Here is a 16,264-nt window from a genome sequence, read left to right as displayed (position 1 = left end):
AAATATATTTTTTAAGAACGTCATAAGACCTAATAAGTAAACACATATATGTATCTTAATCTTATTAGGTTCTTATTTTGGCAACAATATATTATTTCATGAATTCTTCGATTTCATCAATTTCCTTAATCATGTTCTTTGTTAAAACTTCACATCCATCTTTAGTAACTAAAATATCATCTTCAATTCTTATGCCTATATTTTCTTCAGCTATATATATACCTGGTTCCACTGTAAATACCATTCCTTCTGCAAATGTAAATTCTCTACCAAGTATACCTAAATCATGAGTATCTAGGCCTAAACTGTGACCTATTTTATGCCAATAATATCTGTTAACTTCTGATTTTTCTTTTATAAGCCCTAATCCAATACATTCTTGTGCAATTAAATCTTTAGCCCATACATTTAATTCTCTTGAATCCACTCCAGGCTTTATTCTTTCAATTACTGCTTTATTAACTCTAAGTACAGCTTCATAAACTTCCTTTTGTCTTTGAGTGAACTTACCATTTATAGGGAATGCCCTTGTTATATCTGCATTATATAAATTCCATTGAGCTCCAAGATCAAATAGAATTAAATCTCCATCTTTTAACTCACTGTTATTATCTACATAATGAAGTATTGTTGCATTTTTCCCTGCTGCTGCTATTGTCCTAAAAGCATAATCTTTAACGCCTCTTGTTTTGCATTCAAAATCAAAATAAGCCTCGATTTCATATTCCTTCATTCCAGCCTTCACATTTTTCATTAAAGACTTTACACCTTCAATAGTTATTTCTATTGCTTTCCTCATTTCTTTTATCTCATTCTCAGACTTAACCATTCTTAGAGGTGCAATTATACTTGTAAAATTCTTTATATTAATATGTGGATACTTACTAATAATCTCTTTTGCAAATCTATTTGATACAGAATCACTTTCTTCAAACTCTTCTCTATCCAAATCTAGATACAAATTAACTTTTTCTTTTCCCTTTATTAATACATTTAGGTAGGAAGTAAACTCCTTCATATAAGATACATCATTTATTCCAGATATCTCTTTTCCCTCAAAATCTCTTAATGTTTTTCCACTCCACATTTCTTTATCCAAATCTAAATCTGTCAAAAATAACTTTTCACTTACTATATTATTATATTTAGATAATACAACCAAATGTCCGTCTTCTTGTATTCCTGTTAAATAATAAAAGTTCTTATCTGGAGTAAATTGATAGAATTCATCTCCAGTCTTTTTAGCTGGTTTACCTGCAAATAATATCATTACTGAATTATCTTCTACACTATTCATAAGTTTGCTTCTGTTTTCTATATAAGTATCTTTATTCATAATTTAGCCTCTTTTCTACTATTAAAATATATTCCTATGTTAATATAATACTCCAATGATTCTAACTAATAAATATTCTGACTAACAAATTTTATCAAATAATTAAACTTGTTATTTTAAAAACATATATTTACCATAAATATAGCCATAATTATTGCTGTTGCATCAGCAAATACTGCTGCCCATAAAGTATGCCTTATCTTTTTTACCTTAATTGCTCCAAAATACACTGTAATTGTATAAAATATAGTTTCTGTGCTTCCCATTACAACTGACGCTATAAGACCTGTTCTTGTATCTGGTCCTAAACTTTTTATTATATCTGTAAACACACCAATTGCACCACTTCCTGACAGTGGTTTTATTATTAGTAATGGTATTAGATCTTTAGGTAATCCTATTAAATTTGCAAGTGGAGCAATTAGATTATTTAGTAAATCCATTAATTTTGCCTCTCTAAATACTTGCACTGCAATTATCATAGCTAAAAGATATGGAAATATTCTTAAGGTTACCATCAATCCGTCCTTAGCACCCTCTATAAACCATTCATAAACCTTTCTTCCTTTGAACATACCATATGTTATTATAATTAAAAATATTATTGGTATTATGCTTTTACTTAAGTAATTAAACATAATTCTATAATCCTCCTTGCAACATTTCTAATTAAATTGCATTGTTGAAATTTCTAAAAGTATTTCTGTAATATCTTGCAGCATATTACTCCAACTATTGCAGCTGTTGCTGTTGATGCTATAGTGGGTAAAATTATTATTCCAGGATTAACCGAATTACATGCTGCTCTTATAGATATTATCGTCGATGGAACTAACTGTATACATGTAGCATTTAAGACAAGAAAAAGCGCCATATCATTTGAGGCTGTTTCTTTATCTGAATTAAGTCTATCCATTTCTTCCATCGCCTTTATTCCAAAAGGGGTTGCTGCATTTGACAATCCCATCATATTAGCAGTAAGATTCATAACAATAGCACCTAAAGCCCTTTCATCCTTTGCAGCCTCTTTAAAAATTCTTTTAAGAATAGGCTTTAATAACTTTGATAATTTTTCAGTGAGTCCGCTATTTTCAGCAACCTTCATAACTCCACACCAAAAGCACATTATTCCTGTAAGTTCAATTATAAAAGTTACAGTATTACCTGACGAACTAATTATTGCTTTGGAAATAAGCTCTCCATTTCCAGTCAATAATCCAACTAGAATTCCAAAAAATATTAGAAAAAACCAAATATAATTTATCATATTCTCCCCCATAGTATAGTTATTCTTTACATTTATATTCCTTGCACTTATTTTTTAGTAGTGATAGGATATAATTACTAAACATAATTATATTATTTTAAGGAGAATTTTTATGAACGATTCAAATTTAAAGATAGCTCAACAAGATGTAGAAGAAGCTCTAAAGACTGTAGAAGACATGGAAAAAGTTATAAGCAATGATGAACCGTCAAAAGAACAGTTAAAAGAAAAGTTTATTTGTTTATCAAATAGAGTTCAGAAATTAGAAGATATTCTAAAAAACGAAGGAATCCTTTAAATAAAATAGGTATGTCTCAATATATTAAGAACTACATTGAGGCATACCTATTCTTTTAATTTTCTAAAATAACTTTTTGTTCTTTTCCATTTCCCATTAAATCCTTTGATGTCTTAACAAATACGATGAGTGTAATTATAACTGATAGTATATCAGATGTTGCTCCTGCGATCCATACTCCATCTAATCCTTTGAACCTTGGAATTATTATAAGACATGGAATTAATATTATTACCTGTCTCAATAAGCTTAAAAACATCGATATTTTTACTCTTCCTATTGATTGAAAGAAATTCGTAATTATAATTTGCGCTCCTATAAATGGCAGCATAATTAAAAATATTCTCATTCCATGAGCAGTTACTTCTATAAGCGATGATTCATTATTAAAAATCTTAACTAATGTTTCTGGAATTCCCTCAATTATTATAAATCCTATTACCACTATTATTGTAGCTGTAATAACTCCATATTTTACTGCTTGCTTAACTCTATCATATTTTCTTGCACCAAAATTATAACCTATTATAGGCTGAAGACCCTGATTTAATCCAAATATAGGCATTAAAAATATCATAGCTAAGCTGTTCACTATAGTCATTGCTCCTACAGCTAAATCACCACCATATGACTGCAATGAATTATTAGTTATTACTTGAACTGCACTTTGTGCAAGCTGCATGCTAAATGGACTGACCCCTATAGCAAAAATACTTAAAACTGCGTCCTTTTCCAATTTTAAATTTTTCCTTCTTATCTTAAGTACACTAGATCCCTTTGTGAAATAATATAAAATCCATATACTGCTTATTGCCTGCGCAACAACAGTTCCAAGGGCTCCTCCTTTAACTCCAAGGCCTAAACCGAATATAAATATTGGATCTAAGATGATGTTTATAATAGCACTCATTAGCATAGACGCCATTGCTATTTTTGGGCTTCCATCACTTCTAATTGAATGATTCAAACCGAAACTCATCAAATTAAATATACAACCGCTAATAATTACCCTTATAAAATCTTCACCATAACCTATAATATTTTCACTCGCTCCAAATGCTTTCAAAAGCGGATTAGCAAATATATGACCAAACAACGTTAACAATACACCAATTATTATTATCAATGTAAACGCATTTCCTAGAAGCCTTTCTGCCCCTTCCTTATCATGCTCTCCAAGCTTTATTGACACTTTTGTAGCTGTACCTATTCCGATTAACATACCAAATGCTAAAATTATAAACATTATTGGCATTGTAATTCCAACACCAGCCATGGCGAGTTCACCTATGCCTTCTATATGCCCAATAAATATTCTATCTATTATGTTATATAATGTATTAACTAACATTCCTATAACGGCAGGGATTGAAAACTCAAGCAACAATTTTCCTACACCCATTTCTCCTAATCTATTCTGCTTATTCATGAATATCCTCCTTATTAATTAAAGAACTCTTAGATAACTTATTCAACAAATTCATTAATTCTTGAGATTCCTCATCAGTAAAACACATTCTAATCTCAGATTCCCATTCATTCATTATAGAATATACATCATCTTTAATTTGTTCTGCTTTCTCAGTTAGTTCCAATCTATATGCACGCTTATCACTTTCTTTTTTTATTCTCCTTACATAACCTTCATCCTCTAATTTCTTTATTGCCCTAGCTGTTGTCGCTTTATCTAATCTAACCTTTTTCGTCAATTCTTCTTGTGTTATACCATCATTTTCATAAAGATTTAAAAGAAATAAGTACTGACCAGCCCCTATCCCAAATTTACTAAATCTCTTGCCAAAGTACATATAGCTAGATCTATGTATTTCACCAATATACTTACCTATATGCTGATAGCAATCCATATTACTTCTCCCCTACCTTAATCATATTAATATAGTATTAACAATAATCATATTTCATATCCAAATAATTACATACAAATTATATTAACACAAGTTAGTTGTATATGCAACTAATTACAACTTTAACGCTAATAAAGGACTACTCCCAAATAGCTTTAAACTATCTTGAAGTAGTCCTCTATAAACATATACATTTAATCTTTATACTAACTAAACATAAAATTTAATTATTTTTCTATTAAACTGTACTTTCTCTTTCAACTAGCTGATGTTCTAAAACATAATGTGGCTCATCTAGCTCTTTCTTATTTAAAAGTTTTATAAGCATTCTCATAGCAACAGATCCCATATCATAAGTTGGTTGAGAAATTGTTGTGATCTTTGGATAGAAAATTGAAGCTGCAAAATTATCATTAAATCCAATTACACTTACATCTTTTGGAATATCTAAGTTATTATCTCTTAGTGCATTAATTGCGCCCATTGCAATATCATCAGAAGCACATACAACACCTCTAAATTTCTTATTTTGCTTTATGAACTTTTGTATGCCTTCGTATCCACTCTTTACTTTCATTGAGCTTAGATGAACTAGTTCAGGATCTATTTCTATTCCTGATTCCTTCATTGCATTTTCATAACCAACGTATCTATCACCCCAAGCATTTTTGCTCTCTTTTTCAGCTCCTATAAAGGCAATTTCTTTTATTCCCTTTTCAATTAATAACTTTGTACTATCATAGCTAGCTTTAACATTATCAATTGTTACACTTGGTAGAACTCCTTCTTTATCCTTAGTTTCAACTAAAACAGTTTTTATATCTAATTCATTGATTAGTTCTAATATTTCTTCATTAAGAGAACTACTCATATAAATTACACCATCAACCATTTTTTCTCTAAGTACCCTTAAGTACTCTTTTTCCTTTTCTATATCAAGGTCTGAATTACAAAGTATTATATTGTAATCGTATATATTTGAAACATCTTCAGCACCTCTTACAATTTCTGGGTAAAACTGGTTTGATATATCAGGAAGTAAAATTCCTATTGTCTTTGTTCTTTGAGTTTTTAAACTTCTTGCAACTATATTTGGTCTGTATCCAAGCTTTTTTATTGCATCTAAAACTTTCTTCTTAGTATCTTCGTTTACTACATCGATATCATTTAAAACTCTAGAAACGGTTGCAATTGATACTCCTGCTTCTTTTGCAACATCCTTAATAGAAGTAGCCATTATTATTCCTCCTTTGAATTTTTCTAGATAATCTCATTATACTAACATATTGCCTTATAAATCAACATAACTTAAAATAAATTATTATTTTATTGTAAGTTTTGTCAAAAATCATAGTTTTTAATCTTAAATTTATAAACATATTAACTAATTTACAATCTTATATAAGAAATATATATGAAAACCATATTAAATATGTATATAAATATTAAAATGACTAGGAATATTAATAAAATCTTTTATTCCTAGTCATTTTAGTTTTTATCTTACAACTTCAACATTCATGTTTAATGTTTCACTATTTATAACTGTTTCTGAATAATTAGATTCTTGATTATAAAGAACTTCACAAGTTAAAGTCTCTTTCTTTATTGTTTGTTCGAATTTCTTAATAACATCAATTAACATATCGTTATTTGATACATAAAGATTTATTCTATCAGCAACTTCAAATCCTTTATCTTTTCTCATATTTTGAATCTTTGAAATAACTTCTCTTACATGCCCTTCCTCTTGAAGTTCTGGTGTTACAGTTGTATCTAAAACAACTCCAAGTTCACCTTCTCCTGCGAATGCATAACCTTCTAAACCTTGCATTGTAACTAAAAGATTCTCATTTGTAAGAACTATTTCTGTATCATTAACAATTATAGTTTCACTTCCACCATTTTGAATCTTTTGAGCCAATTCCATTTGGTTCTTTTCAGAAATTGCCTTTCTGATTTGAGGAATTAATTTTCCATATAACTTACCTATAACAGGTAGATTAGGTTTTATTTCAAAGTTAACATATTTTGAAAGGTCCGCTCCAAGCTCAACCTTTTTAATATTTAATTCTTCTTTTACAATATCTCCATAATAATCTGGAAGAGATTTTGTTGATATAAGTAATTCAGAAAGTGGCTGTCTATTCTTAACATTTGCAGCATTTCTAGCACTTCTTCCAAGCTTAACAAGCGTATACGCTAAATCCATTTCTTTCTCTAATTCCTTATTTATTGCAGCCTTATCAACTTCTGGCCAAGCACATAAATGAATGCTTTCTTGAGCATTTTTATCAAGGTTAACAACTAAATTTTGATAAATTTCTTCAGTCATAAAAGGTACAAATGGTGATGCCACTTTAATTAAATTTGTTAGTACCTTATATAAAGTTACATAAGCTCCTATCTTATCGTTTGTTAACTCTTGTGACCAATATCTTGATCTGTTTCTTCTTACATACCAGTTTGATAATTCATCAGTAAAATCTTCAATCGCTAATGCTGCTTGAGTAATTTTATAAGTATTTAATCCATCATCAACTGTTTCGATTAATGTGTTTAATTTAGATATAATCCATTTATCCATTATATTATCTGAAACAAAATCAGAGTACTTAGTTGGATCAAATTTATCTATTTCAGCATATAAAACATAGAAAGAATAAACATTCCACAATGTTCCTAAAAACTTTCTTTGAGCTTCTGCAACATCATCAATAGAGAATCTTGTTGGAAGCCATGGTGCACTTGCAGTATAGAAATGCCATCTTGTCGCATCTGCTCCTTGACTATTTAATACTTCAAAAGGATCTACAACATTTCCTTTGTGCTTAGACATCTTAAGTCCCTTTTTATCTAAAACGTGACCTAATACTATACAATTTTCAAATGAATTTGTGTCAAATAAACATGTTGAAATCGCAAGTAATGTATAGAACCAACCTCTTGTTTGGTCAACTGCTTCTGAGATAAATTGTGCTGGGAAGTTCTTTTCAAAAGTTTCCTTGTTTTCAAATGGATAGTGCCATTGTGCAAAAGGCATTGATCCTGAGTCAAACCAGCAGTCTATAACTTCATGTGTTCTCTTCATTTCTTTACCACAATGTGGACATTTTAACTTTATTCCATCTACGTAAGGTTTATGCAATTCAATCCCCTTACAATCTGTAGTTGCTTTTTCTTCTAATTCTTCTCTGCTGCCAATACACTCTTGATGACCACATTCACATTGCCATATTGGAAGTGGTGTTCCCCAATATCTGTCTCTTGAAATACCCCAGTCAATAACATTTTCAAGGAATTTACCCATTCTTCCTGTTCTAGTGTTATCAGGATACCAATTTATTTTATTATTATTTTCAAGTAACTTATCTCTCATTTTAGTCATCGCAACAAACCAGCTATCTTTTGGATAGTATAGAAGCGGTGTATCACATCTCCAGCAATGTGGATATGAGTGAGTGTGCTTTTGTGCTGTAAATAATTGATTACGTTCTTCTAAATATTTAACAATACTTTCATCACACTTCTTAACAAACTTTCCTGCCCATGGAGTAACTTCTTCAACAAAATTACCATTTGTATCTACTAAATTTATAAATGCAATTCCATTTTTCTTTGAAACAAGACTATCATCTTCACCATAAGCTGGTGCAATGTGTACTATTCCTGTACCGTCTGATAATGTTACATAATCTCCATGAATTACTACGAAAGCTTTTCCTTCAACTTTTGCAAAAGGTAATAATTGTTCGTATTCAGTACCTAGCAATTCTTCACCTTTAAACTCTTTAACTATTTCGCATTCAGTATCTCCTAACACCTTACCTACTAAATCTTTAGCTAAAACATAAATTTCTTCTCCTACCTTTACTTCTGCATATGTATAAGATTTATTTATACATAATGCTAAGTTAGATGGTAATGTCCATGGAGTTGTTGTCCATGCTAATATATATTTATTTTCTTCACCTTTAACTTTAAACTTTACAGTTGCAGTTAAATCTTTAACGTCCTTATATCCTTGAGCAACTTCATGAGATGAAAGCGCTGTTCCACACCTTGGGCAGTAAGGCATTACTTTGTGGCCCTTATACAATAAGCCCTTATTCCACATTTGCTTTAAAGCCCACCATTCAGACTCAATATAATTATCATGGTATGTTACATATGGATCATCCATATCAACCCAGAATCCAATTTGTTCAGACATTTCCTTCCATAAGCTAACATATGAGAATACGCTATCTTTACATTCATGAACAAACTTTTCTACACCAAAGTCTTCTATTTGCTCTTTTCCTGAGATTCCAAGTTTCTTTTCTATTTCTAACTCTACTGGAAGTCCATGAGTATCCCATCCAGCTTTCCTAAGAACCTTATACCCTTTCATTACTTTATATCTTGGAATTATATCCTTCATAACTCTTGTCAAAATATGCCCAACATGTGGCTTTCCATTTGCTGTTGGTGGACCGTCATAAAAAGTAAAATATTCTCCATCTGAATTTGAGTCAAAGCTCTTCTTTATTATGTCTTTCTCTGTCCAAAGCTTTGCTATGTCTTTTTCAATTTTGACGGTACCTTTTGATGAATCTACCTTATTGTACATTAAAAATTCCCCTTTCAGCTAAGTAAACTATATTGTTCTCTTTAAGAATTGTTTCCTGATTACATACTTTTCTAAACATAAAAAAACTCCATCCTAAAGGACGAAGTTAAATTCGCAAACCACCTAAGGTTAAAACATCTAAATACAAAACTAAATGTTTTATTTCAAGTACATACATACTCTATCCTTTAACGCAGGCTCTACGTGATAACTTATTCGGCATTAAGCCTTTCAGCCTCCAACTCCTAGGTGATTTTCTCTAAGATCTATTATAGCTTTACACCAAACAGCTACTCTCTAAAAATAATATCTAAGATACTTTTCCTAATCATCGTCTTTTATTTTAATAATTATATATTAATGATTTTTAAATGTCAATTGATGATCACCATTAATTGTATCTTTATTACTAATTAATGTAATAAAGTAATTGAATCCTAATTTCCTCAATTTAATGTGATGTCATCTTAGTAATTTTATAACTTAACTGAGATATAAAATTTAATATCTTCATGAATATAACTACATATTTGCTCATAAGTTGTATTATTAACAATACTATACTCTATTAATATAAAGTATCGCCTTAAAGGGGGAAATATATGTTTTGTAAGAATTGCGGACAACAAATAGATGATAACGCTGCCGTATGTATACATTGTGGTGTTGCTACTGGTAATAATATGTCTTCTAAAAGTACTTTAGACAATCCATCTCACTTAGCCGGAATTGCGTCTTGTTGCTTTCCAGTAGTAGGAATAATCTTATACTTCTTATGGAAGGATGAAAAGCCTCAAAGTGCTAGCCTAGTATGTAAATGGATGATTGGTGGAATAATTATTTGGGTAATTTTTTACGTTCTAGCTTTTGTACTCGGAATGCTAGGAAGCTTATCATCATACTAAGTTAAATGCTTAATTGTAAAAAAGTCTTAAACTATATGTTTTTCTGCCATCAATTACCTGAGAGATCATTCTTTTTTAGAGGTCGTCAATTCCCATTATGTGCGAGATGCACGGGAATATTACTGGGATATATCCTCGGACTCACATACGTAATATTATCTAAAAATATTCATATAATTATAGAATTATTACTGATGCTACCACTTTTAATTGATGGATTTGGTCAATATCTCATGTACTTTAAAAGTACTAATACAAGGAGATTAATCACCGGAATCTTAGCAGGCATATCAACTATATGTTTATTTAGATTGGCAATAGTTTTAGGTCTTCAATCTGGACATTGGTTTTATAATTTTATTCATATATAACTGTACTGATTTCTTACTACAGTTATAATAATACTAATATAAAACATAGCTATCTAAATCTAGTATTCTTAATGATTTAGATAGCTTTACATTTTTGAATAAAATAGCTATGTAGACCCTTTAGCAAATAAAATAACATTTCCTAGTATTATCTTATTTAATTATTTTAGGAATTAATAATATAAATTCAGATCCAATGCCATATTCTGAATTCACTTTTAACTTAATACCAAAATTCTTTGAGATAGATTTCAATAAACTAAGGCCAATTCCCGTTCCATTAATATTTTGTCCTCTAACTATATCGCTTCTATAAAATCTATCAAATATTCGCTTTTCTTCGTCATTCTTAATTCCTATTCCATTATCTACAACATTAATATAATAATAAAAATTATTATTTAATATAGGATATTTTTTTATAATTATTGTTATAATATTAATTAACTATACTTTTATTTTAGATTATAAAATGTATAATTAAGATAAAGTTAGTTTTTCAATTAACTTAAAAAATGTTTTTAGGAGATACTATTATGGAAAATAATTTGAATGAAGCAATTTTAGATAAATTAACAAAAACTTGCACTTGTAAGGCAATACCTAGATCAAAAATTAAGGAAGCTATTAAAAATGGGGCTTCAACTATAAAAGAAGTCCAAAAGGCTACTGGTGCAGGCAGTGGTTCGTGCGGAGGTAGAAATTGTTCTCCACGAATAAATGATTTACTAAAGCAATCAAGAGAAAACATATAATCGTAAAACTTTTACTCATAGTAAATTCGAAAAGGGAGTGTCGCAAAATGATTAAATTTTAATCAGGAGCGATGCTCCTTTTCGGTTTAAGCCAGCAAATCTCCAAATATTTGAAATACAATATTAATTATTTAAAGAATTCTGATTTTTAAGCACACTAAAATAAGCCTAGTTAATTTATTCCATAATTAGGCAGTAGGTTTCAATTCATGAAGATGATTCTGAGTTTTTTCATTTTGTATTTTTGAATGTAATTTGTTAATATTATAACCAAAACAAAGCAAAATAAATTCAGTTTGAACGCTATTTTTTCCACGTGTTAAAAATCTATTGAATTCATAATCACTTTTTAGAACTCCAAATGCTCCCTCGACCTGAATAGATCTATTCATTCTTAATTTAGTTCCAAATTCAGTTGTAATATTTTTATAGGATATTTCACGCTTTTCCACAAAAGTTTTTGAAACCTGCATTTTTCTATTTCCTTTTGCTTTTGTGCATTTTACTTTGTAATCGCAATTATCACAGTTTTCGCATTCATACACAGTTACTTCTGATTTGTATCCACTTGCGGATTTTCTATAAATAATAGAGGTAGGTATTAATTTTCTATTGTTATGACAAATATAAAAATCCGATTCAGCATCATATTTCATATTTTCGCGCTTACTTATATCATTTTTAAAACTTCTTTTTTTCCACTTCTCATAAGTTTGTGGTTTTATATAAGGAGTTTGCTTATTTGATTCTAAGAATAAATAGTTTTCTTCGCTTTCATAACCTGAGTCTGCAATTATATTAAGATATTTACGACCAATTTTTTCTTTCATATTATTAAGCATAGGTATTAATGTTGCTATATCATTTCTATCATCAAATATTCCGACGCCGGTTACGTATTCACTTTCAACTGCGATTTGCACATTATATGCAGGTTTTAATTGACTATTTCTCATATGATCATCTTTCATATGCATGAAAGTTGCGTCTGGATCAGTTTTAGAATAACTATTTCTTTTTGAAAATATTTTTTTACTCAAATTATATTTTTCTTCTCTCTCTTTATATTCAGATAGTTGCTCTGTCCACTTTTGAATTTTGGTTTTTCTTTTACCAATTCCATGAACAAACTCTATGTTTCTTTTCTTTTTTTCATATTCAAGCCATTGAAGAATTTTATCAATATCATCTATTAATGTTTCTTTCTGAACAGTAAATTTTTTTAATTCTCCAAGGTTAATATTTTCTAAAAGAACAAGAATTTTATCAAACATTTTTTCTTCATTTTTTAAAATAGTTTTTTTCCAAACAAATGTATAACGATTAGCATTCGCTTCGATTTTAGTACCATCAATAAATGCATTTTCAAATAGTATTTCATTTTGATTTGCTAAATAATTAACTTGTTGATAAAATAAATCTTCAATTACCTCATTTGAAATATAGTCTTTACGAAATCTACTGATTGTAGCATGATCCGGTGCCTTATAACATTGAAGTAACCACTTAAAATTTATATCTCTTTTGCATGCTTTTTCGATTTTCCTGCTTGAATAAATATTTTGAGAATAAGCATATGATATTATTTTGAACATAATTTTAGGTTCCACTGCCGGTTTTCTTCCAACGGAAGAGTACGCCTTATACAACTTCGTGTAATCTAATCCCTCCAATACATGGCTTAGCAAGCGGACTGAATCATCTGATGGTATTAAATTTTCTAGATTTAATGGTAATATAAGTTGAAAATTATCATTAATCTCAGTATAATCTTTATTGTGTAATTTGGTTTTTAGCATAAGTAAATTATACAATGAATGTGAGTTCTTCGGAATTCACATTTTTTATATCTAAAAAAATGAGCCGCTACAAAACTAACTATGTTAGTTTTGCAACAGCCCCTTTTAATTATAATCTTAAACAGTTTTTCATTCACAGGTTATTTTTCCATCTTTATATTCTGGAACTATATCTATGATGCTTTTTTTTATGCAATATTCAATATCATTATTTAATCCTAAGGATTTCATTACTGAATAGTGAGATGCTTCTCGTACATAGCTTAAGATATTTATATTTTCTTTATATATCATACAGGCAGTCTTTGCTATATCTGTTAACTCTATATTTCTATTAATATCTAGCATTTGGTTAATTATATATCCACTACAAATAAAATCATCCATTGAAAAGTTTCCATTTGTTCCTGCATTAATAATAACCACATCATCATTTATATTAATCAATTTTTTCGCCACTGATTCTCCATTTATCATAGCACCTATAAAAACTCTTTTAGCCTCCATTGACTTTGTTAAAGCTCTTGTTCCATTTGTTGTAGTCATAAGCACTGTTTTGCCTTCAACTTTTTCTTTTGTATATTCTAATGGAGAATTTGATAGATCAAAACCTTCAATTTTAACAGCTTTTCTCTCTCCTCCTAAAATATAATTATCTCTACTAAGTTTCTTTGCATATTCCAGTGTTTCCTCAATAGTCAAATAAGGAATAACTTCTCTTGCTCCATTATCTAGTGCTGTTATAATTACAGATGTAGCTCTAAATATATCAATTATAACTGCAATCTTATTCATTACTCTGCTTTCAACTATATCATCTGCTGAAATTATAATATCTATTTTCATTTTACTTACTCCATTCCTAATCATTAGAATTAATATATAGTTACTCTCTGAAATTTTTTCCTTGCCATAAGTTGTTATCTTCTAGAGTCCTATCTATTGAATTTAAAACTTCCCATTTTTTTAAACTCCACATTGGTCCGATCAAGAGATCTCTTGGTGCATCGCCTGTTAACCTGTGAACTACCATGTCCTTTGGAAGTAGTGTTATTCCATGAGTCACAAGATCTATATAATCATCTTGCGATAGAAACTTAAGATCTCCTGCCTCGTATAACTTTACCATAGGTGTTTGCTTCATTAAATGTAGTAGATGCAGTTTAATTCCTTTAGCCCCTGAATGAGCTATATAATTTATTGTTTCTAACATATCCTCTTTAGTTTCACCCGGTAATCCTAAAATATCATGAACTACTACATCAATATTTCTCTCTTTTAATTTTCTCATTGCATTTTCAAATACATCTAATTTATATCCTCTATTAATTCTTTTAGCAGTATCATCATTGCTGGTTTGAAGTCCAAGTTCTATCCAAAGATAAATCTTATTGTTTATGTTCTCCAATAATTCTAATACATCCTCATCTAAGCAATCAGGTCTTGTTGCTATTGCGATAGCTACAACTCCCTCCTGATTTAATGCCTCTTCATATTTTCTTTTCAACTCATCAATAGGTGCATACGTGTTTGTGTAAGCCTGAAAATAAGCTATATACTTACCACTTTTCCACTTTTGTGACATCATATCCTTTATATCATGAAATTGCTTTGAAATAGACAATTCTCTGTCACCAGCATAATCTCCTGAACCTCTTTCACTACAAAAAAGACAGCCCCCATTACTTATCTTTCCATCTCTATTCGGACAAGAAAATCCTCCATCTAAAGATATTTTAAATACTTTTTCACCAAATTTATTTCTTAAAAAATAGTTTAAACTATGATATCTTTTTCCATCCCAAAAACTGTTCATATTTCCTCCTCTTTATGTGTCTAATATACCTTCTTTAAATATTGTAACATTTAAAGAATAAATTAAAAGTAAACCTTATATATTTAATAAAAGGAACATTCTTTAAGGGGGATAAATATTGAAAAAGGAAATAGTAAAAGTATTTCAAGTTGCCACTGTGTTTATCGGAACAATAGTTGGGGCTGGTCTTGCTTCTGGAAAAGAAATCACAGAATTTTTTACTCAATACGGTATATCTAGTTTCATAGGAATTATAGGTTGTGGTATTTTCTATATCTTAATAAGTTCTATAATTTCTAGAATAAGCATTAATTATAATCTTAGCTCTTATAGTGATGTTATGAATATAATAAGTCCTAATATATTTGGTAAAATCACTGGTTTTATAACAACTCTCTTTCTTATTTCCAGCGCATCTATAATACTTGCTGGAAGTGGTGCTTTGATACATCAGTTTTTTGGAATACCCAAGATAATTGGCTCACTGATAATGATTGCAATAGCCATATTTTTTCTACTTAGAGATACTGAAGGATTAATTGAAGTTAATTCCTTTATTGTTCCAGGTTTAATTTGTACTCTTACTTTGATTACAGTTTTATATTTTGCATTTTGTAGAAATACAGTTTCGTTAGATAATATCGCTAGCTTTCCAAAACAAAAAACTGGAATCTTTATTTCAACAGTACTTTATGCTGGATATAATACACTTTCAGCCTCAGGAGTCCTAGTACCACTTAGCACTCAAATGAAGAAAAGTAAAATAATGATTACTGGAATAGTAACCGGCGCAATTGGACTAACTATACTTTGTTTAATGATAAATTTATTATTAACAATTAATCAACCTTATATATATAAATATGAGATACCTTTACTTTTTGTCGCTAATAGATTTGGTAACTTAATTCAAGCATTGTTACTCGTGATAATCTGGTTGGAGATGTTTTCTACTGAAGTTTCTGACATATATTCCATAAGTAAAACCCTAGAGCAAACATTTAATATAAAATTTAAAAAAGCAATTTTTATCGTAATAAGTCTTGCTCTTTTAATTTCCCAATTTGGATTTGGAACTCTTATAACTAAACTATATCCTATATTTGGGCTATTAAGTTTGATTTTTATATTCCAATGTATACTATTCTTTTTTAAGCATAAAAAAGATTTTTCTAACACGACTCAAATCAAATAATTATGATATACTTTTTATAAAATATATTAATAATTATTCTTAAAG

15 protein-coding genes, 1 pseudogene and 1 other annotated feature are annotated in these 16,264 nt (G+C 29.4%); of the genes and pseudogenes, 5 read left to right on the top strand and 11 right to left on the bottom strand.

Annotated elements, in window-relative coordinates; genetic code table 11:
- Positions 1-91 precede the first annotated feature (91 nt).
- From KEC93_RS00320 to KEC93_RS00310, 3 genes are all read right to left on the bottom strand, one after another.
- Positions 92-1,336, bottom strand: coding sequence for an aminopeptidase P family protein (locus KEC93_RS00320; RefSeq protein ID WP_039773403.1), 1,245 nt, complete (start codon positions 1,334-1,336; stop codon positions 92-94).
- Positions 1,337-1,452: 116 nt separating this feature from the next.
- A complete protein-coding gene (locus tag KEC93_RS00315) occupies positions 1,453-1,974 on the bottom strand; it encodes a spore maturation protein (protein WP_023975935.1) in 522 nt (173 codons plus the stop codon).
- A gap of 53 nt (positions 1,975-2,027) precedes the next feature.
- Positions 2,028-2,603 (bottom strand): nucleoside recognition domain-containing protein, encoded by a 576-nt coding sequence (locus KEC93_RS00310; protein WP_023975936.1) that lies wholly within the window; start codon positions 2,601-2,603, stop codon positions 2,028-2,030.
- 112 nt (positions 2,604-2,715) lie between these two features.
- Between KEC93_RS00310 and KEC93_RS00305 the strand changes: the two genes are divergently transcribed.
- Positions 2,716-2,901, top strand: coding sequence for a hypothetical protein (locus tag KEC93_RS00305; protein WP_011967415.1), 186 nt, complete (start codon positions 2,716-2,718; stop codon positions 2,899-2,901).
- A gap of 55 nt (positions 2,902-2,956) precedes the next feature.
- Here KEC93_RS00305 and KEC93_RS00300 read toward each other — a convergent pair whose 3' ends face one another.
- The 4 genes from KEC93_RS00300 to ileS form a co-directional block, all read right to left on the bottom strand.
- Complete coding sequence (locus tag KEC93_RS00300) at positions 2,957-4,330, bottom strand: MATE family efflux transporter (RefSeq protein ID WP_023975937.1); 1,374 nt, start codon at positions 4,328-4,330, stop codon at positions 2,957-2,959.
- The gene (locus KEC93_RS00295) at positions 4,323-4,766 is read right to left on the bottom strand and encodes a MarR family winged helix-turn-helix transcriptional regulator (protein ID WP_077869392.1); all 444 of its coding nucleotides are present in this window, start codon (positions 4,764-4,766) and stop codon (positions 4,323-4,325) included. Before KEC93_RS00295 ends, KEC93_RS00300 begins: the two co-directional genes overlap by 8 nt.
- Positions 4,767-5,004: 238 nt before the next feature.
- Positions 5,005-6,003, bottom strand: a complete 999-nt coding sequence (locus KEC93_RS00290; RefSeq protein WP_011967412.1) for a LacI family DNA-binding transcriptional regulator — start codon at positions 6,001-6,003, stop codon at positions 5,005-5,007.
- Between the two features lie 261 nt (positions 6,004-6,264).
- Complete coding sequence (gene ileS / locus KEC93_RS00285; protein WP_077869393.1) at positions 6,265-9,378, bottom strand: isoleucine--tRNA ligase; 3,114 nt, start codon at positions 9,376-9,378, stop codon at positions 6,265-6,267.
- Between the two features lie 93 nt (positions 9,379-9,471).
- Positions 9,472-9,719: a binding site (T-box leader), on the bottom strand.
- A gap of 261 nt (positions 9,720-9,980) precedes the next feature.
- Between ileS and KEC93_RS00280 the strand changes: the two genes are divergently transcribed.
- Together KEC93_RS00280 and KEC93_RS00275 are read left to right on the top strand one after the other, a co-directional pair.
- Positions 9,981-10,283, top strand: coding sequence for a zinc-ribbon domain-containing protein (locus tag KEC93_RS00280; RefSeq protein ID WP_077869394.1), 303 nt, complete (start codon positions 9,981-9,983; stop codon positions 10,281-10,283).
- 5 nt (positions 10,284-10,288) lie between these two features.
- Complete coding sequence (locus tag KEC93_RS00275) at positions 10,289-10,654, top strand: DUF2085 domain-containing protein (protein ID WP_077869395.1); 366 nt, start codon at positions 10,289-10,291, stop codon at positions 10,652-10,654.
- A gap of 153 nt (positions 10,655-10,807) precedes the next feature.
- Here the strand turns inward: KEC93_RS00275 and KEC93_RS00270 are convergent.
- Positions 10,808-11,035 (bottom strand): annotated as a pseudogene (locus KEC93_RS00270) (ATP-binding protein); the annotation flags it as partial.
- A gap of 155 nt (positions 11,036-11,190) precedes the next feature.
- Between KEC93_RS00270 and KEC93_RS00265 the strand changes: the two are divergent.
- Complete coding sequence (locus KEC93_RS00265; protein ID WP_011967406.1) at positions 11,191-11,409, top strand: (2Fe-2S)-binding protein; 219 nt, start codon at positions 11,191-11,193, stop codon at positions 11,407-11,409.
- A gap of 188 nt (positions 11,410-11,597) precedes the next feature.
- Here KEC93_RS00265 and KEC93_RS00260 read toward each other — a convergent pair whose 3' ends face one another.
- From KEC93_RS00260 to mnmL, 3 genes are all read right to left on the bottom strand, one after another.
- On the bottom strand, positions 11,598-13,208 hold the full coding sequence (locus KEC93_RS00260) for an IS1182 family transposase (protein WP_031276413.1): 1,611 nt from the start codon (positions 13,206-13,208) through the stop codon (positions 11,598-11,600).
- 129 nt (positions 13,209-13,337) lie between these two features.
- On the bottom strand, positions 13,338-14,054 hold the full coding sequence (locus KEC93_RS00255) for a 2-phosphosulfolactate phosphatase family protein (RefSeq protein WP_039773405.1): 717 nt from the start codon (positions 14,052-14,054) through the stop codon (positions 13,338-13,340).
- Positions 14,055-14,094: 40 nt separating this feature from the next.
- Positions 14,095-15,024 carry a tRNA modification radical SAM protein MnmL/YtqA gene (gene mnmL, locus KEC93_RS00250; protein ID WP_039773406.1) on the bottom strand — a complete coding sequence of 310 codons (930 nt, stop codon included), beginning with the start codon at positions 15,022-15,024 and terminating at the stop codon, positions 14,095-14,097.
- Between the two features lie 118 nt (positions 15,025-15,142).
- Between mnmL and KEC93_RS00245 the strand changes: the two genes are divergently transcribed.
- On the top strand, positions 15,143-16,219 hold the full coding sequence (locus KEC93_RS00245) for a YkvI family membrane protein (protein ID WP_077868837.1): 1,077 nt from the start codon (positions 15,143-15,145) through the stop codon (positions 16,217-16,219).
- The last annotated feature ends 45 nt before the right edge of the window (positions 16,220-16,264 follow it).

Origin of the sequence: Clostridium beijerinckii, assembly GCF_018223745.1 — a bacterium.
Lineage (GTDB): Bacteria > Bacillota > Clostridia > Clostridiales > Clostridiaceae > Clostridium > Clostridium beijerinckii.
The sequence above is the reverse complement of the archived record's forward strand: the minus strand, read 5'-3'. Positions and strand labels throughout refer to the sequence as shown.